At 61.4% G+C, this 16,937-nt stretch carries 17 protein-coding genes; 12 read left to right on the top strand and 5 right to left on the bottom strand.

Going from position 1 to position 16,937, the window contains the following annotated elements:
* Positions 1–31 precede the first annotated feature (31 nt).
* The 3 genes from RSB01_RS01355 to RSB01_RS01345 form a co-directional block, all read right to left on the bottom strand.
* Positions 32–925 carry an aldo/keto reductase gene (locus tag RSB01_RS01355; protein WP_332589741.1) on the bottom strand — a complete coding sequence of 298 codons (894 nt, stop codon included), beginning with the start codon at positions 923–925 and terminating at the stop codon, positions 32–34.
* 100 nt (positions 926–1,025) lie between these two features.
* Positions 1,026–1,664, bottom strand: a complete 639-nt coding sequence (maiA, locus tag RSB01_RS01350) for a maleylacetoacetate isomerase (protein ID WP_332589742.1) — start codon at positions 1,662–1,664, stop codon at positions 1,026–1,028.
* Complete coding sequence (locus tag RSB01_RS01345) at positions 1,661–2,317, bottom strand: fumarylacetoacetate hydrolase family protein (protein ID WP_332589743.1); 657 nt, start codon at positions 2,315–2,317, stop codon at positions 1,661–1,663. The genes maiA and RSB01_RS01345 overlap by 4 nt, the downstream gene beginning before the upstream one ends.
* 182 nt (positions 2,318–2,499) lie before the next feature.
* Between RSB01_RS01345 and RSB01_RS01340 the strand changes: the two genes are divergently transcribed.
* The 11 genes from RSB01_RS01340 to RSB01_RS01290 all read left to right on the top strand — a co-directional run bounded on the left by RSB01_RS01340 (position 2,500) and on the right by RSB01_RS01290 (position 12,687).
* Entirely contained in the window at positions 2,500–2,865 is a 366-nt protein-coding gene (locus tag RSB01_RS01340) for a DUF883 C-terminal domain-containing protein (protein WP_332589744.1), read from the top strand.
* The gene (locus RSB01_RS01335; RefSeq protein ID WP_332589745.1) at positions 2,865–3,287 is read left to right on the top strand and encodes a hypothetical protein; all 423 of its coding nucleotides are present in this window, start codon (positions 2,865–2,867) and stop codon (positions 3,285–3,287) included. The genes RSB01_RS01340 and RSB01_RS01335 overlap by 1 nt, the downstream gene beginning before the upstream one ends.
* Positions 3,288–3,463: 176 nt before the next feature.
* Positions 3,464–3,637 (top strand): DUF1328 domain-containing protein, encoded by a 174-nt coding sequence (locus tag RSB01_RS01330; RefSeq protein WP_312138575.1) that lies wholly within the window; start codon positions 3,464–3,466, stop codon positions 3,635–3,637.
* 109 nt (positions 3,638–3,746) lie between these two features.
* Positions 3,747–4,631 carry a 16S rRNA (cytidine(1402)-2'-O)-methyltransferase gene (rsmI, locus tag RSB01_RS01325; RefSeq protein ID WP_332589746.1) on the top strand — a complete coding sequence of 295 codons (885 nt, stop codon included), beginning with the start codon at positions 3,747–3,749 and terminating at the stop codon, positions 4,629–4,631.
* Between the two features lie 38 nt (positions 4,632–4,669).
* The gene (locus RSB01_RS01320) at positions 4,670–5,059 is read left to right on the top strand and encodes a YraN family protein (protein WP_332589747.1); all 390 of its coding nucleotides are present in this window, start codon (positions 4,670–4,672) and stop codon (positions 5,057–5,059) included.
* Positions 5,056–5,871 (top strand): transglutaminase family protein, encoded by an 816-nt coding sequence (locus tag RSB01_RS01315; protein ID WP_332589748.1) that lies wholly within the window; start codon positions 5,056–5,058, stop codon positions 5,869–5,871. The genes RSB01_RS01320 and RSB01_RS01315 overlap by 4 nt, the downstream gene beginning before the upstream one ends.
* Before the next feature lie 128 nt (positions 5,872–5,999).
* The gene (gene gshB / locus RSB01_RS01310) at positions 6,000–6,950 is read left to right on the top strand and encodes a glutathione synthase (RefSeq protein WP_332589749.1); all 951 of its coding nucleotides are present in this window, start codon (positions 6,000–6,002) and stop codon (positions 6,948–6,950) included.
* A 28-nt stretch (positions 6,951–6,978) separates the two neighbouring features.
* Entirely contained in the window at positions 6,979–7,659 is a 681-nt protein-coding gene (locus RSB01_RS01305) for a hypothetical protein (RefSeq protein WP_332589750.1), read from the top strand.
* A gap of 74 nt (positions 7,660–7,733) precedes the next feature.
* A complete protein-coding gene (locus RSB01_RS01300) occupies positions 7,734–9,293 on the top strand; it encodes a YifB family Mg chelatase-like AAA ATPase (RefSeq protein WP_332589751.1) in 1,560 nt (519 codons plus the stop codon).
* A gap of 100 nt (positions 9,294–9,393) precedes the next feature.
* Complete coding sequence (locus RSB01_RS01295) at positions 9,394–10,899, top strand: response regulator (RefSeq protein ID WP_332589752.1); 1,506 nt, start codon at positions 9,394–9,396, stop codon at positions 10,897–10,899.
* A gap of 72 nt (positions 10,900–10,971) precedes the next feature.
* The gene (locus tag RSB01_RS01290; protein WP_332619524.1) at positions 10,972–12,687 is read left to right on the top strand and encodes an MFS transporter; all 1,716 of its coding nucleotides are present in this window, start codon (positions 10,972–10,974) and stop codon (positions 12,685–12,687) included.
* 55 nt (positions 12,688–12,742) lie between these two features.
* Here the strand turns inward: RSB01_RS01290 and RSB01_RS01285 are convergent, their stop codons facing one another.
* A complete protein-coding gene (locus RSB01_RS01285; RefSeq protein WP_332589754.1) occupies positions 12,743–15,022 on the bottom strand; it encodes an NADP-dependent malic enzyme in 2,280 nt (759 codons plus the stop codon).
* Between the two features lie 83 nt (positions 15,023–15,105).
* Complete coding sequence (gene dapF / locus RSB01_RS01280; RefSeq protein WP_332589755.1) at positions 15,106–15,984, bottom strand: diaminopimelate epimerase; 879 nt, start codon at positions 15,982–15,984, stop codon at positions 15,106–15,108.
* 52 nt (positions 15,985–16,036) lie between these two features.
* Between dapF and RSB01_RS01275 the strand changes: the two genes are divergently transcribed.
* A complete protein-coding gene (locus RSB01_RS01275; protein ID WP_332589756.1) occupies positions 16,037–16,852 on the top strand; it encodes an ion channel in 816 nt (271 codons plus the stop codon).
* Positions 16,853–16,937: the final 85 nt, after the last annotated feature.

Here is a 16,937-nt window from a genome sequence, read left to right as displayed (position 1 = left end):
TTTTAAGTCGTCTATACCAGGCCCGCAGGGCTTAGGCCGCGTTGACCACGCGCAGGCGGGCACTGAGCGCCGCCGAGCTGTCTTCCAGCGCCATGCTGGACCAGTCGATATCGGCGCAGGGCGCATAGGAGGCTGCCAGAATGGCTCGCAGCTGTGGTGCCGAGTTGACCTTGACGATCACCCGCTCGACCCCCGGCAGGTTCAGACCATAGGTCAAAGCGGCCTGCATCGGGTCCACACAGGCCTCGGCCATGCGGCGGCGCACCCGCGACAAAGACGGCGCAAAGGCACGGAAACCTTCAGGCAGACGATCCGAGGTGGTGAACAACAATCCCTTGGCAAAGATCGAGGACAGATGAACCTGCACCCCCATCTCGGCCAGACTTTCGATGGTGCCGTTCTTGCGCGCGCGCTGGTCCAGCACATTACACGGCAACTGCACCACATCCGGCTGGAAACGACGCGCCAGAACAGCGGGGCTGTCTTCGATAGAGGCAATAAAGCCGATCTTGCGGAACAGGCCGCGCTCTTTCAGCCCTTGCAGACGGTTCCACAGGGCACGACCCTCTTCACCGGCCAGATCATTGGCATTCTGTACCAGAACCACATCACCGCGCGGCAGGCCCATATGTTCCAGCGAGCGACGGGCGCGGGCCTCCGCACGATCAAGGCCTTCGGACAGTTCCACCGTGCGTACCGAAACGCGGAAAGGCGACGGGAAGGGCCATGACTGACCCAAAAGACGCTCGCCATCCCCGGTCGGCTTGGTCGCCACCATAGAGATACCGGCATCCGACGCCGTTTGCAGAATCTGGCGCACGGAATCCTCGCGCTGCCGCAAGGGCAACGGGCGATGGCGATCAGACTCCACGGCCACAGCAAGGGCCAGTCTGTCTACCGGATTAGGGGTGTCAGAGAATCTCACGAGACCAATCTGGCGCCGATTGGTTTACGCGAGATTGACCGCCGGTCGCTAAAGAGGGTGAAGTTCGTCTTCACCCTCTTTTTTGTTCAGCCGATTTTCTCTACAGCTGATCGGCGTTCGGCTGTTGGTCAGGATGGGCCGCGACAAAGGCTGGATGTTGATCGGCCTGTGCCTCGATCGCCAGCAGATGCGGATAGGCCGAAAGGTCGATATTAAAGCGCCGCGCCGAATAGATTTGCGGCACCAGATAACAGTCCGCCAGTGTGGGCCGATCGCCATAGCACCAGCCCTTACCGTGACGGGCGACCAGAACCTCCAGCGCGGCAAAGCCGTCATGGATCCATTGGCCGATCCACTGACTGGTGGCCGCTTCGTCGGCACCCAGACCCTTGATGGCTTTCAGCACGCGCAGATTGTTCAGCGGGTGGATGTCACACCCGACCACCGCCGCCATGGCCCGCACCTGTGCCCGTCCGGCATGATCGGACGGCAGCAGAGGCGTTTGAGGATACTGCTCTTCCAGCCATTCCAGAATGGCCGGACTTTGGGTCAGCACCATCCCGTCATCCAGTTCCAGCGCCGGAACCAGACCTTGCGGATTATGCGCCAGATAGGCGTCCGATTTTTGCTGTCCCGTGCGCAAATCCACCGCCGCCTGATCATAGGACAGGCCCTTGAGGTTCAGCGCGATACGCGTGCGATAGCTGGTGCCAGAGCGCCAATAGCCATGCAGGATCATCGTGCCACCACCGTAAAGCGCAGCGTCGGCAGGCCTTCAATCTCGGCCTCGACATGGTCACCGGGGTTCAATGGCCCGACCCCTTCGGGGGTGCCGGTAAAGAACAGGTCGCCCGCCTGCAAATCCCACAACTGGGCGGCCTTGCCCAGAATGCCGTCCACATCCCACAGCATGTCGCCCAGATGGCTGTTCTGGCGCAGTTCGCCATTCACTTTCAGGCTGATGGCGGCATTGGCAGGCGGCGGTGTCAGGCTCAGCGCACCACACGGGGCCGACTGGTCAAAGGCCTTGGCGGCATCCCACGGACGCCCTGCCGACTTGGCCGCCGATTGCAGGTCGCGGCGCGTCAGGTCCACACCGACACCCCAAGCGACAGGCTTACCGCCCTCGCCCAGCGCTACCACAAGCTCGACCTCGTAGTGCAGATTGGCTGTCGCCAGCGGATAGACCGGATCGGCCCCGTCCACGACCACGGCATCGGCGGGCTTGGTAAAGAAGAACGGATCCGGCTTGTCGCCAGCGGCACCCATTTCACGCGCGTGGGCCGCATAGTTCTGGCCCACACAGACGATGCGACGCACGGCAAATCGCCGCACATCGTTATGGAGCGGCAAAGAAGGTGCGGGGCGGGGAGCAATCAGCCAATCGGTCATAGGCCCGACTTTATGGGACAAAATCCAAACCATCCAGTGGCATAACGGCAAACTTCTGGTCACCACTTCCCATTACAAACAAAGCGCTTAATCATTTGGGCGGCGGAACAGCTTGTTGCCTATAGCGTTGGGATCATGGACCCCTTATCTTATAGTCAAGCTCATTACGGAGGCGATGCCCCATGGCGACGTCCAAGACTCGTGAAGCCATCAAAGACGACCTCAAAACCCTGAAGGAAGATGTTGTGACCTTGAAGGATGATGTGAAGATCGGCGCCCGCGAGGAAGCCGCCAACCTCAAGGCCAAGGCTGCCGAAGCCAAGGCCGCAGCTCAGGTCAAGGCCGAAGAGCTCAAGGGCAAGGCCGAAGAATATTACGCCACCGCCCGCGAGCGCGGCCGTGAATACTATGACGAAGCGCAGGACCGTTTTGACGATGCCCAGCGCTATGTCACCGAACGCGTTCAGGAGCGTCCGCTGCAATCGACCGCCATTGCCCTCGGTGTCGGCGTTGTGATCGGCCTTCTGCTGGCAGGCCGTCGCAACTGATGATCCGCCATCTCGTCAACCGCATGATCGCAGGGGCCGTGGCCGCAGGAGCCGCTCTGGTGGCCGTTGTCGCGCTGGGCGCAACTGTGTTTTACGCACTCAGCCTTGTGCTGCCGCCTATGGGCGCTGCGGCGATCACGGCAGGTCTGTTCTCGGTCTTCGCCCTGATCGCCTTCCTCGTCTTTGCCAACAAGGTTGGCGACGAGGATGATGACGACGATTACGAGGCTCAGGAGCCTGACGGTCTGCCGGGCCGTCTTCTGCATCTGGTCCAGCAACGCCCGGTTATCGGCATTGTCGCTGCACTGGCTGCAGGGGCCGTTCTGCTGAAGAAACCGGGGCTGGCCGCGCTGGCCCTGACAGTCTTCAACGACCAGGGTCGTGAGCCGCCCAGAGACAAGCGCCGCTCCCGTCGCCGCTAGATTAAAGCGACACCCAAAACATGCATGGCGCAGCCTTATACGGGTTGCGCCATTTGCATTTTAATGACCCGAATATTTCCGTTTTACGGAACACCCCGCCGCAGAGACGCGTTCAGTTTTGGATCCCCGCAGTCACTCAGGTGGCCGCACCCATAAAATAATCAGGGAGTTACAACATGCTGCGTTGGGCCATTATCTTTTTCATCATCGCCTTGGTCGCCGCCCTTCTCGGGTTTGGCGGTATTGCTGGCACCTCGATGGAAATCGCCAAATTTGTCGCCATCATCGCCGTAATCCTGTTCGTGGTGTCTCTGGTCTTTGGCGGACTGAGAGGTCGCGGCCCGCGTTAAGGCCAAGCCTTGATACAGATTACAGCGGGTCGCCCTCCAAGGCGGCCCGTTTTACTTTTTGTTCCCCTCGCCATTGAGCCGGATGGCAGACACTGGCAGGGTCCGCGCCATGTCCGATCCTGCTGCCGATCCCGTCCTTTTCCCGCGTACCGCACCGCCTGCCCGCTCTGTCTCCGGCGGGCTTTATCTGGTGGCGACACCGATCGGGAACCTGCGCGACATCACCTTGCGGGCACTGGATGTGCTGTCTGCAGCCGATCTGGTTCTGGCCGAAGACACCCGCGTCACGGCCAAGCTGCTGACCGCTTACGGTATCAAGGCCAAGCTGGAACGCTGTGATGACCACACATCGGCCCGTGCGGCCCAGATCGCCATCGAGCAGCTGAAGGACGGTGCCGTCGTGGCTCTGGTATCCGATGCCGGAACGCCGATGGTGTCCGATCCAGGCTTTATTGTCGCCCGCGCGGCCATTGCCGAAGACCTGCCGGTCCACCCCATTCCGGGCGCATCCAGTGCGCTGGCCGCCCTGTGTATTGCAGGCCTGCCGTCGGACCGTTTTACCTTTGCCGGTTTCCTTCCGCCCAAGTCTGCGGCACGCAAAACTGCGCTGGAAGAATTGCGCACCTCACGCCAGACGCTGGTCTTCTTTGAAAGCGGCCCGCGCCTGAAAGACAGCCTGACCGACATGGCCGAGGTTCTGGGTCCGCGCGATGCCGCCGTCGCCCGCGAACTGACCAAGCTGTATGAAGAATGCGTGCGTGGCACCCTGCCTGAACTCGCGAACAATCCACGCTGTGATGCTCCAAAGGGCGAGATTGTTATCGTCGTCGGGCCAGGTGCTGCCGAAGTCGCCAGCGAGGCCGACATCGATGCGGCCCTGAAAGAAGCCATGGCACGACTGCCCTTGGGCGAGGCCGCCTCGGAAGTCTCCAAGGCGCTCAATCTTCCGCGTAAAACACTCTACAAACGCGCATTGGACCTACAGGGGAAATAGGTTCGACGAGAGCAGTCCAAAGGGGGACGACAGCCATCTTGGTTTCATCGGAACGCAGCGGGCGGGGCCGCAAAGCTTGGCGTGCCGGTCACCGCAACGAGTGGCTGGCGGTGCTTTATCTGATGCTCAAGGGCTACCAGATTTTGGGCTTTCGCCTGAAAACCCCTATGGCCGAGATCGACATTCTGGCTCGCAAGGGCCGCTATCTGGTGGTCGCCGAGGTCAAGTCGCGCACGCGTCGCGATCAGGCCGAACTGTCGCTGCGGCCCGACCAGCAGGACCGCTTGCTACAGGCCGCAACGCGCCTGTGCCGCAGTCGCCCGGCCTTAAACCGGCTGACACCGCGCCTTGATCTTATTGCCCTATCGCCCGGTCGCTTTCCGCGCCATGTTCGCAACCTGATGACCAGTGGACGGACACGTTTTTGACCCGCGAAGAGGCCATATCCATTCTGGAAGCCGCCGGTCTGGCCGACGACAAAACCTTCCCGACACTGGAAGCCACTATTGCCTGCGCGCTGCACGATACCCCGTTCCGGGATGCCTCGACGGTGCGTCAACTTGTCGAGGCCTCGTCCAAGCGCCTGCGCGAGCGCGTGGAAAAAGAATCTCCCGACGAAGCCCTGACCGAAACCATGGCCGGAGATTTCCGGCTAAATGGCGACCTGCTGAACGGCGAGACCCTGCAGGGCACCGATATTATCAATGTCACCCAGTCGCGTCGGGGACTGTCGGCGCTTCTGGTGATCTTCTATCTGGAGGCCGCCCGTCGCGCAGGGCTGGAAGCCGCCGCCGTCGACTTCCCCGGTCACGTCCTGTTGCGGGTGGAAACGCCCGAAGGGCCGGTGGCGCTGGATCCCTTCAGTCAGGGCCGACTGGTCCTGCCCAGCGAACTGACTCGCCGCGCCCTGCATGCCGGTTTGACTTTGCATGTGGCCGACCGCCTCGATCTTCTGATGGCCCCGATCAGCGACCGTCAGGCCGTCATCCGGTTGCAGAACATCGTCTTTGCCCGCGCCATGCAGGGACAGGCCTATGATCTTGCCGAACGCTCGGCCCTGCGCCGTGCGTTGCTGGACCCGTGTGACCACCGCCCGTGGCTGGATGTCGCCGCCGCCCGCGAGCGTCAGGGCATTTTGAACGGTGCCATGGAGGCCATCTCCCGCGCCCGCGAAATCAGCGATGCGGTCGAGGCCAGCACGGCCTATAGCCTGCACAAAATTCGGCTGAGACTGAACTAGGGAGCATTTATCGCCCCTGCGGTCCTTGCGAACCGTCACCCGCATCGCCACACATGATCCACGGCCTTGTCTGCACCCTGCATCAAAGCCTTGTTCTTCGCACCCTGCGCCCCGTCAAAGGAAACGCCATGCTCAAAGTTGCCATCCAGATGGATCCGATCGAGGACGTCAATGTCAGCTCGGACACCACCTTCCTGATGGCCCTGACAGGGCAGGCACGCGGCCACAAGCTGTGGGTCTATGACTTCCGCACACTGGCTCTGGATGAAGGCCGCCTGTACTGCCGCGCCCGTCCGGTCACCGTGAAAAAAGCACAGGGCGATCACGTCACCTTTGGCGACGAGGTCAAACTGGACCTCGAAAACGATATCGATGTGGTGCTGATGCGTCAGGATCCGCCATTCGACATGGCCTATGTCACGGCCACCTATCTGCTGGAACGCATCCACCCCAAGACGCTGGTGGTCAACGATCCGGCCGAGGTCCGTTCGGCACCGGAAAAACTGGTCGCGACCTTGTGGCCACAACTGCAACCGCCAACCCTGGTCAGCATCGATCCGGTCGCCCTGATGGACTTCCACAAACGCCACGGCGATGTGGTCCTCAAGCCGCTTCACGGTGCGGCGGGCTCGGGCGTGGTGCGCCTGAAAGCCGATGATCCGAACCTCGAAGCCCTGATCGAAATCCACGCCTCGGCTTCGCGCGATCCGCTGGTGATCCAGAAATTCATTCCAGCTGTTTCGGCGGGCGACAAGCGTATCCTGATTGTCGATGGCGAGCCTGTCGGGGCCATCAACCGTATTCCGGCCAAAGATCAAGTGCGCTCGAACCTGCGCGTTGGCGGCACCGCAGCCCCTGTCGAGCTGACCCCGCGCGATCTGGAAATCTGCGGCACCATCGGCGGCTATCTGAAAGAGCGCGGCCTGATCTTTGTCGGCATCGATGTCATCGGCGACTACATGACCGAGATCAACGTCACCTCCCCAACCGGTGCGCAACAGCTTCTCGACTTCTCGGGTATCGACGCTACGGCAGCGATGTGGGAAGTCATCGAAAAGAAGCGGCAAGCCTCGCACTAGGACAGCCGCTCTCTTCGGGAGAAAAATCATGCGTTCGATATTTATGACTGCCGTACCGATGGTACTGGCAAGCCTGACGGCCATGCCTGTTCTGGCGCAAGACGCAGAACCCAGACGCCCGTCACTGGCTGTTCTGAACCGCATCATCGAGGACCGTAGCCCTCAAACTCGTATCGATGCTCCGGACCATGACCGGATCAGCGCGCGGCGCATCGATATCGTCGATGCAGACGGCACCATCCGCATGACCTTGTCGGGAGAAACACCGGCACCGATCATTGACGGTATCCAGTACAAACGCGCCTTCAATGTTGCGGGACTAATCCTCTATGACGACAAGGGCAGCGAACGCGGCGGGTTCGGCACCGCCGATGTTGAGGGCGGCATGGCGGTACTGGCGCTCGACCACCCCGCCATGGATGCGATCGGATGGCGGGTTTCTCCGGATGGCTCCGTCGCCTTTTCCATCAATCAGGCTCCGCCTCTGATGCGCGAACCGGCACTGGGCAATGCGCTTGTGCCCGGTGTGTCTACCCCGACCCGTATGCAGTTCACCGTTGCCGCAGACGGCACCCCCGCCGTTTCGCTGTCGGACAAAAACGACAAGCCCCGTATTCGCATGACCGTCACCGAAGAGGGCTTCGGTTCGATCCAATTCCTTGATGCCACAGGCGAGGTGATTCACAGCATTACGCCCGAAGCCGATTAAAGTTAGATATCAACGCTATTGCAAAGGTCGTAGGTTCGTGATTTGTTCCGCCACTAGGGTGGTGGGGAACAATCATGGTTGCGCGGGTGGTGACGCTGGCATTTGACGGGGCCGAAGCGCGCCGTGTCGATGTCGAGGTACAGTTGGTGGCCACGCCGCAGGGCGCGTTCTCCATTGTCGGCCTACCCGACAAGGCCGTGGCCGAGAGCCGCGAGAGGGTGCGCGGTGCATTTGCCGGTATCGGTCTTTCGCTGCCGCCTAAAAAGATTATCGCCAATCTGGCCCCTGCCGATCTGCCCAAGGAGGGCAGCCATTTTGATCTGCCGATCGCACTGGCTCTTCTGGCCTCGATGGGGGTGATCGGACCCGATGCCCTTGAAGGCTGGTCAGCTATTGGTGAGTTGGGGCTGGATGGACAGATTGCGCGGGTTGGTGGGGCCCTGCCTGCGGCGGTCGCGGCATCCGCTTTGGGCTTGGGCCTGATCTGTCCCGAAGCCAATGGACCAGAGGCGGCTTGGGCGGGTGATGTGCGCCTGCTGGCCCCCCGCTCTCTGATTTCTCTCATCAACCACTTCCGTGGCCAGCAGATCCTGACCGCCCCCAAGCCCGGCGATATGAGCGAGGGCAAGGCCGTGGCCGACCTGCGCGACGTCAAAGGACAGGAAGGGGCCAAGCGCGCCTTGGAGATTGCCGCCGCCGGTGGACACAACCTGCTGTTCATCGGACAGCCGGGCTCGGGCAAGTCCATGCTGGCCCAACGCCTGCCGGGCCTGTTGCCGCCCCTGACACCCGCCGAACTGCTTGAAACCTCGATGGTGTGGTCGGTCGCTGGCCTGATCGAGCGCGGGGCCTTGAGCCGCGAGCGACCTTTTCGCGCACCGCACCATTCTGCTTCAATGGCGGCCCTCACCGGTGGCGGTCATCGCGCCAAACCGGGCGAGGCGTCGCTGGCGCATAATGGCGTCCTGTTCCTCGACGAACTGCCCGAATACTCGCCTCAGGCTCTGGATTCGCTGCGCCAGCCGCTCGAGACGGGCGAGATCATGGTGGCCCGCGCCAATGCCCATGTGCGCTATCCGGCGCGTTTCCAGCTGGTCGCCGCCATGAACCCGTGTCGTTGCGGTATGGGCGGTGCGGGCAAGGGGGCGTGCGGCAAGGCTCCGCGCTGTCAGAAGGATTACCAGAACCGCATCTCCGGTCCGCTGTTTGATCGTATCGACCTGACCATCGACACCCCGCCCGTCACCGCCGCCGACATGGCGCTTCCGCCCCCTGCCGAAGGCACCAAGGAAGTCGCTGCCCGTGTATCTCGCGCTCGCGACCTGCAAACCCGACGTGCCACAGATTTCGGCATCGACAGCCGCGACGGCCTCAATGCCCGCTTAGGCGGCGATGCCTTCGAGGCCTTTACCCGCCCCGATGCCGACGCCAAGGCCTTACTGACCAGAGCGGCCGAAAGCAGCGGCATGAGCGCACGCGGGTGGACACGCACCTTGCGCCTTGCCCGCACCATTGCCGATCTGGAGGGAGCCGCCACCATCGCACGACATCATGTCGCAGAGGCCCTGATGTACCGTCGCAGCACCTTGCGGGCCGAGCAGGAATTCAATCTTATGAAATCCACAGTGTCATAAATTTAAAAATCGACGTTCGTCAGTTTTTTACATTCTAGGGCTTAAGCGTTACCTTATGGCTCCACGCGAACGAACATCCTCCACCGGCAAATCCGCCACCATGACCGCACTCGACAAACTGTCGGCGGCGGCTCCCGAACAGCAATTCCTGCGCTTGATGAGCCATGAGATGCGCACCCCTCTGAACGGGGTAATCGGTATGCTGGGTCTGCTGTCGCGTACCCGCCTTGATGGAGCCCAGCGCGCCTATACCGAAGCGGCTCAGAAATCTGCCGAACACCTGCTGGGTCTGGTCAACGACCTGCTGGACTATGCCCGCCTCGAAGCGGGGGCGCTGGAATTCGATCTGGCCCCCGTCGACCTCGAAGGCCTGACCCGCAGCGTTGCCGAACTGCTCAGCACGCGCGCCCACGAACATGGTTTGGAAATCATGTGGTCGGTCGCCGCCGATGCACCCGACATCATCGCCGATGAAGGACGCCTGCGTCAGATCCTGTTCAACCTCGCGGGCAATGCGGTGAAATTCACCGATCATGGCGGGGTGCATATCTCCATAACGCGCTGTGGCGGTACGGACCTGAAACCGAAAATCTGTTTCCTGATTGACGATACCGGCCCGGGCGTTCCCGAACAGGCCCGCAGCCGTATCTTCGAGGAATTCGGTCACGCCGATCAATCCGATGCGGCCCGCCATGACGGGGCCGGACTGGGCCTGGCCGTCGTGCGTCGCCTTGCCGAAGCCATGAAGGGCAAGGTGTCGGTCGAGAACCGCCCTGACGGACACGGGGCACGTTTCCGCTTCGAGGCCCAGTTCAACCGCGCCGCCACCCCCGAACGCAGCCGCCCTCTGGTCGGTATCACCGTTCAGGTCGCCACGCCCGATCCGATGCTGGCCACCAGCATCGACAACCAGATCATTGCCAGCGGCGGCAAGGTCGTCAAACAGGCCGAGGTGATCCTGATCGACCACACTCTGGCCGACGAAAACCAGCGGGTTCCCCTGCCCGCCAACCAGCGCGCCATCATCCTGCTTAAACCCTCCGAGCGCGATCTGATCTCCAGCTATAAACGCGATGGCTATCACGGCTATCTGATCAAGCCCCTGCGCCGTGAATCCCTAGCCGAACGGATTATGGTCGCTTCGCAACGAGCCGATATAACGCCTCTGTCGATCCGACATCTGGAGGATGACCGACTGGCCGCCGGCTCCTTCAAGGGGGTGCGGGTGCTGCTGGTCGAGGACAATCCGGTCGGACAATTACTGGCCAAGACCTTGCTGCGCCGCGAAGGTTGCACGGTCCAAACCGCCGCAGACGGGCATGAAGCCCTGGAAGCCGCCCGCTCGCATATGTTCGACATCATCTTCATGGATATGCGCATGCCGCGCATGGACGGTGTGGCCGCAGTTCAGCAGCTTCGCGCGCGGGGTGATGCCACCCCCGTTGTCGCCCTTACTGCCAATGCCTATGCCGAGGACCGCGCCGCCTGTCTGGAAGCGGGCATGAATGACCACCTGACCAAACCTCTTGAAATCGATGCCCTTCGAATGGCGCTATCGCGCTGGACGAACGGGCATAACCACGCCAAATTGGTCGTCACGACCTAACGCCGGATACCCTCCGGTAAAATACCGGAGTTCCGTATGGTACCGCCTGAACAAACGCCCGCCGGAACCTCTGTGTCTGACACCCCGGCCAAACCCAAGGCAGGGCGTTTGGCAGGCTTGGCGGTTTATGGTGAGCGTCGCCCGTTCGCCATGCTGCTCCTGGGCTTCTCGGCGGGCCTGCCGTTCCTGCTGATCTACGACACCCTGTCGGCGTGGTTGCGCCATTCGGGTGTGTCGCTGGAGATGATCGGCTTCTTCGCGCTGGCGACACTGACCTATGCGTTGAAATTCGTCTGGGCCCCGCTGCTGGACCGCACCAACATCCCCTTCTTGTCCAAATGGCTGGGGCATCGCCGTTCATGGATGCTGGCCACGCAAGGGGTCATTATTCTGGGCCTGTGGCTGATCTCGGGTCAGAACCCCAATGACAATCTTGGCATGGTGGCGCTCTTCGCCGTCATGGTCGGCTTCTTTGGCGCGACACAGGATATCGCGATCGACGCCTGGCGGATCGAGGCCGTGGATGACAGTCGTCAGGGCGCCATGGCCGCCGCCTATCAACTGGGTTACCGCGTCGCCCAGATTGTTGCCGGTTTCGTGCCGCTGGCACTGGCCGAGTTCTATAATTGGAACCTGTCCTATGCGGTGATGGCGGCCCTGATGGGCATCGGCGTGTTGGGCGTTCTTCTGGCCCCGCGCGAACAGGCCCATGTTATTCGCCCCATTCCGGTCTCCGACATCCCGTCGCGTCCCGTTGCCGAAAAGATCGAATGGGTCGTCCGTATCGGCTTGATCTTCCTTGCCGCCATCCTGATCGGCACCGGCCTGACGGACAAGATCGACGCCTTTAAATGGGCCCTGGGTCCGGTCTTGCCCGATGCCCTGATGAACCTCTTTGCCAGCGGTCTTGAAACCTCGGGCGGCTTGGGCGTGCTGGTCCAATTTGTCTGGATCATTGCCGGCTTTGGCCTGCTGTTCGGTGCCTGTTCGCCCATTCCCAACTACCGCACACGCCCGGGGGCCTATCTGGCCGCGTCGTTCGGTGCGCCGGTGAAGGATTTCTTCGTCCGCTTTGGCAAGCTGGCGGGGCCGATCCTCGCCCTGATCTGCCTCTATCGTCTGTCCGATTTTGTGCTGAACATCATGAACCCCTTCTATCTGGATCTCGGGTTCAGCCTTCTGGAAATCGGCGAGGTTCGCAAGATTTTCGGCGTCGTCGCCATGTCGCTGGGCGTTTTTGTGGGCGGCGCGATGGTGGCCCGTTTCGGCCTGATCCGCTCCATGCTGGTCGGGGCCTTTATGAGCCCTGTCTCCAATCTGGTCTTTGCATGGCTGGCCACGCAAGGACATGATCTTGGTGCTCTGTTTATCTCCATCGGCATCGACAATGTCGCCACCGGCATCGCGGGCACAGCCCTGATCGCCTATATGTCCAGCCTGACCTCGGTCGGCTTTACGGCCACCCAGTATGCCCTGTTCAGTTCGCTCTATGCCCTGCCCGGCAAGCTGGTGGCGTCGCAATCGGGCAAGATCGTCGAGGCCTCGGCCCGCAGCGCCGACGCAGGCGGCTTTACCGCCCCGCTGAAAGGCTTTTTCACCGCCCTGCCCGAAGGCTCTCTGGTCGAAGGCGCTGCCAAGAGCGGGGTCAGCGTCGCCGGGCTTGGTGCGGGCTATATGACCTTCTTCTTCTATTCGATGGGCATCGGCCTGTTTGCCATTGCGCTGGCCTTCTATGTCGCCCCGCGCCACATGGCGCTGAAGAAGGCGCAAGAAGAACAGGACGCCTAAACAAAAAGGGCGGCGCCATTGGCACCGCCCTATATCTTTGTCACTCGTCCGAAGATTACTCTTCGATACCTGCGCCCGAATAGGCGGCAAAGGTCGCCGAGGTGATGATCTCGCTGACCGAGGCACCCAGCGGCACGATCTGTACCGACTTTTCAAGACCGACCAGCAGCGGACCAATCACGGTCGCTGCGCCCAGCGACTGTACCAGACGGGTCGAGATGGCGGCCGAATGGATGGCCGGCATGACCAGCACATTGGCATCGCCCGTCAGACGCATGAACGGATAGTTGGCGCGTGCCTCGGGGTTCAGAGCCAGTTCCGGCGGAATCTCGCCTTCGTATTCGAAATCGACATCCATACCGTCGAGGATACGGATCGCCTCGCGGACCTTTTCGCCACGATCGCCGGGGGGATCACCGAAGGTCGAGTACGACATGAAGGCGACGCGCGGGGTCCGGCCCAGCTTGCGAACGGTCGAGGCCGCCTTGACGGCGATTTCGGCCAGTTCCTCGGCATTAGGCAGTTCGTGGATCGAGGTGTCGGCCACAAACAGGGTGCGTCCCTTGGCCAATACAATCGACAGGCCGATCATACGGTCGCTCACGTCCAGAACGCGGCGGACCTCTTTCAGGGCCATGTTGAAGTTGCGGGTGACGCCCGTGACCATGCAGTCTGCATCACCGCGCGCGACCATGGCCGCGCCGAAATAGTTGCGGTCCTGATTGATCATGCGCTGCACATCGCGGCGCAGATAGCCGCGACGTTGCAGACGGTTATACAACCACTCCACATAGTCGGCATTACGCTCCGAGACGCGGGCATTCATGATCTTGATGCCCAGATCGTCGAAGTTCAGACCGGCTTCGGCAGCATTCTGGCGGATCAGTTCTTCGCGACCGACCAGGATCGGCTCGCCCAGCTCGGCCTGTTTGAAGGCCCAGGCCGCACGGATGACGACCTGTTCTTCGCCCTCGGCAAAGACCACGCGCTGTTTGGGGCCCATGCGGACCGCCGACGAGATCTTCTGCATCAGGGCCGCCGACGGATCGACGCGCTGGCGCAGCGAAATGCGATACGCCTCCATGTTTTCGATCGGCATACGCGCCACGCCGGTATCCATCGCGACTTGCGCGATGAAGGGCGGGATGTACCAGATCAGACGCGGATCGAACGGCGACGGAATGATGTAGTCGGCACCGAATTTCAGCTTGCGACCGCGATAAGCCGCCGCAACCTCGTCCGGCACATCCTCACGGGCCAGCGCGGCCAGAGCCTCGGCGCAGGCCACCTTCATCTCGTGGTTGATCTGGCGCGCACGCACGTCCAGCGCACCACGGAACAGGTACGGGAAGGCCAGGACGTTATTGACCTGGTTGGGATAGTCCGAACGGCCGGTGGCGATGATCGCGTCATCGCGCACTTCTTGAACCTCTTCCGGTGTGATTTCCGGATCGGGGTTGGCCATGGCGAAGATGATCGGACGCGGGCCCATCGAGGCCACCATGTCCTTGCTGATCGCGCCCTTGGCCGACAGACCGATGACCACGTCTGCACCCACCATAGCCTCGGCCAGAGTGCGGTGCGGTGTGTCGGTGGCATGCGCCGCCTTCCACTGGTCCATACCGCTCGGGCGGCCCTTATAGACCACGCCGTCGCGGTCGCAGATGACGGTGTTCTCGGCCTTGACGCCCGCAGCCTTCATCAGGGCGATAGTCGACAAACCGGCAGCACCGGCACCCGACAGAACCACTTTCAGCTCGTCCAGTCGCTTGCCCGCAATATGGGCCGCGTTGATCAGGCCGGCAGTGGCGATGATGGCCGTACCGTGCTGGTCATCATGGAAGACCGGAATATCAAGCAGATCCTGAAGCTGGGCTTCGATCTCGAAACACTCGGGGGACTTGATGTCCTCGAGGTTGATGCCGCCCCAGGTGTCGCCGATGTTTTTCACAACGGTGATGAACTCGTCGGGATCGGTCGTCTTCACTTCCACGTCGAAGCTGTCGACGTCGGCAAAGCGTTTGAACAGAACCGACTTGCCTTCCATCACCGGCTTGGATGCCATGTGACCAAGGTTGCCCAGACCCAGAATGGCCGTGCCGTTCGAGATCACGGCAACAAGGTTGCCCTTGGACGTATAGTCATAGGCCTTGTCGGGATCTTCGGCGATGGCGCGCACCGGCACAGCCACGCCCGGCGAATAGGCCAGCGACAGGTCGCGCTGGGTCGCCATCGGCTTGGTCGGAGCCATGGAAATCTTGCCCGGCGTCGGCGCCTTGTGGAATTCCAGGGCGTCGTCATCGGAGAAGGTTTGTTTATCGGTCAAATCAGGCATTTATTCTCAACCAGAGGCGTGTGCAGCATCTTGTTCCTAGAGCGTGGTTTCCTCAGGGACAACCGCTCATTGCTCACACTACATTACAGTACAGACTGAAGTTGTCCCGTCCGTTCAATTTCAATCGGTCCGGTCATGAAGACATGATCCGAAACCGCATCCCATTCGATCGTCAATTCGCCGCCATCCAGGATCATCCTTGCCGAGCGATCAATCAGGCCGCGGCGGCTGGCCGCCACCATGGCCGCACAGGCGCCGGTACCGCAGGCCAGCGTCAGACCCGCCCCGCGTTCCCACACCCGCAAACGGATGGTCTGGCGGTCCAGAACATCGGCAAAGCCGACATTCACGCCTTCGGGAAATAGCGGGTGGTGTTCGATCAGCGAGCCGGTGCCGCGCACAAAGACATCGTCCAGACGGTCGGTGAAAAACACCACATGCGGATTGCCCATCGAAACCGCCCCCGGCGTATGCACCAGCGGGTTGTCGATGGGCCCGACCTGTAGCTCGATCCCGCGCGTATCCATTTCTTCGGCCAGCGGGATCTGTTGCCAGTCCAGACGCGGACGGCCCATATCCACCGTGACCTGTTTCAACCCGTCCCGTTCGGCCGCTGTGCGTGCCAGTGTAGGACCGGCCAGTGTGTCGATCGTCACCTCGGCCTTTTCGGTCGCATCCAGCATCAGCCAGCCAACACAGCGCAGAGCATTGCCGCACGTCTCCACTAGCGAGCCGTCGGAGTTCCACACCCGCATGAAGGCATCACCACCGTCTGCCTTCTCGACCGCGATCAACTGGTCAAACCCGCCAAGACCGGCCTCGACGGACGCCAGACGGCGCACCTCGCCTTCGGAAGGCCGGAACGGCGTCTCCATCGCATCGACCACGATAAAGGCATTGCCCGCACCATTCATGCGCACATAGCCGTATTCGCCGCTTTTCCGATGCTGGCCGTCGCTCATTATCTGACACTCATCCTCTGGGCTTTCGCCCCAACTCATGTATCGCTGCGCTATGCGCTCCAGCGATCCACACCACCCCCAGCCGCCCAAAAGCATCGAAGGTCTGCGCCTGAGGGCGCGCTTGCGCTACCTTTATCACGGTACCCAGCCAACAGCGGTGAAATTCCGCCTGATGGTCATCCTTATCGATCTGGCCATTATCGGCTTTTTCATCGCCGCACCTATCCTCAAGGAAGCGGGCTGGGTCTTTTATGCGCTGGACTATCTGGTTGCGCTGATCCTCGGACTTGATCTGGCGGCGAGGGCCTATGCCCACTCCTCGCTCAAGGAGTGGCTGAAACGGCCGATTGTGTGGGTCGACCTGTTTGTGCTGGCCACGCTTTTGTTTCCGGCCTGGCTGGCCAATTTCGGCTTCCTGCGACTGCTGCGGTTCTGGAGCCTGCTGAACAGTGATCTGTTCTGGCGTACCGTCGGGCGCCGCTTCGACGATACCCGCGTCGAGGAAATCACCCGCGCAGCGGTCGCCCTGATCACCTTTATCTTTGTGACCACCGGCTTCGTCTATGCCTATTTCCGTGGCAAGGCCGACGGCATTAACGGCTATCTGGACGCGCTCTATTTCACGGTCGCCACGCTTTCGACCACCGGCTTTGGCGACATCACCCTGCCCGGAAATTGGGGACGGTTGATTTCCATCATCATCATGTTGGTGGGAATCACGCTGTTTATCCGTCTGGCCCAGACCCTGATCCGCCCGCACAAGGTCAAATTTCCCTGTCCGTCCTGTGGCTTACAAAAACATGACCCCGATGCGGTCCACTGCAAGGCCTGCGGGCTGTTGCTGAATATCCCCGACGAGGGCAACTAAACCGGCCGCTCTATTTTGTCGCCTTGCCCCACGGCCCGACCACAGCCAAGGTGCCGAAAAATCAGAACCCATAGGGAGCCTATCT

Origin of the sequence: Brevundimonas sp. (assembly GCF_036659295.1) — a bacterium.
GTDB lineage: Bacteria > Pseudomonadota > Alphaproteobacteria > Caulobacterales > Caulobacteraceae > Brevundimonas.
This window is presented reverse-complemented; position numbering and strand designations above follow the sequence as displayed.

Excerpts from the sequence above, each read along its gene's own strand:
- RSB01_RS01345 (WP_332589743.1), bottom strand. The coding sequence starts at position 2,317 with ATGACCGATTGGCTGATTGCTCCCCGCCCCGCACCTTCTTTGCCGCTC.
- gshB (WP_332589749.1), top strand. The coding sequence starts at position 6,000 with ATGCTCAAAGTTGCCATCCAGATGGATCCGATCGAGGACGTCAATGTC.
- RSB01_RS01285 (WP_332589754.1), bottom strand. The coding sequence starts at position 15,022 with ATGCCTGATTTGACCGATAAACAAACCTTCTCCGATGACGACGCCCTG.
- RSB01_RS01305 (WP_332589750.1), top strand. The coding sequence starts at position 6,979 with ATGCGTTCGATATTTATGACTGCCGTACCGATGGTACTGGCAAGCCTG.
- maiA (WP_332589742.1), bottom strand. The coding sequence starts at position 1,664 with ATGATCCTGCATGGCTATTGGCGCTCTGGCACCAGCTATCGCACGCGT.
- RSB01_RS01295 (WP_332589752.1), top strand. The coding sequence starts at position 9,394 with ATGACCGCACTCGACAAACTGTCGGCGGCGGCTCCCGAACAGCAATTC.
- dapF (WP_332589755.1), bottom strand. The coding sequence starts at position 15,984 with ATGAGCGACGGCCAGCATCGGAAAAGCGGCGAATACGGCTATGTGCGC.
- RSB01_RS01330 (WP_312138575.1), top strand. The coding sequence starts at position 3,464 with ATGCTGCGTTGGGCCATTATCTTTTTCATCATCGCCTTGGTCGCCGCC.
- rsmI (WP_332589746.1), top strand. The coding sequence starts at position 3,747 with ATGTCCGATCCTGCTGCCGATCCCGTCCTTTTCCCGCGTACCGCACCG.
- RSB01_RS01275 (WP_332589756.1), top strand. The coding sequence starts at position 16,037 with ATGCGCTCCAGCGATCCACACCACCCCCAGCCGCCCAAAAGCATCGAA.
- RSB01_RS01340 (WP_332589744.1), top strand. The coding sequence starts at position 2,500 with ATGGCGACGTCCAAGACTCGTGAAGCCATCAAAGACGACCTCAAAACC.
- RSB01_RS01335 (WP_332589745.1), top strand. The coding sequence starts at position 2,865 with ATGATCCGCCATCTCGTCAACCGCATGATCGCAGGGGCCGTGGCCGCA.
- RSB01_RS01300 (WP_332589751.1), top strand. The coding sequence starts at position 7,734 with ATGGTTGCGCGGGTGGTGACGCTGGCATTTGACGGGGCCGAAGCGCGC.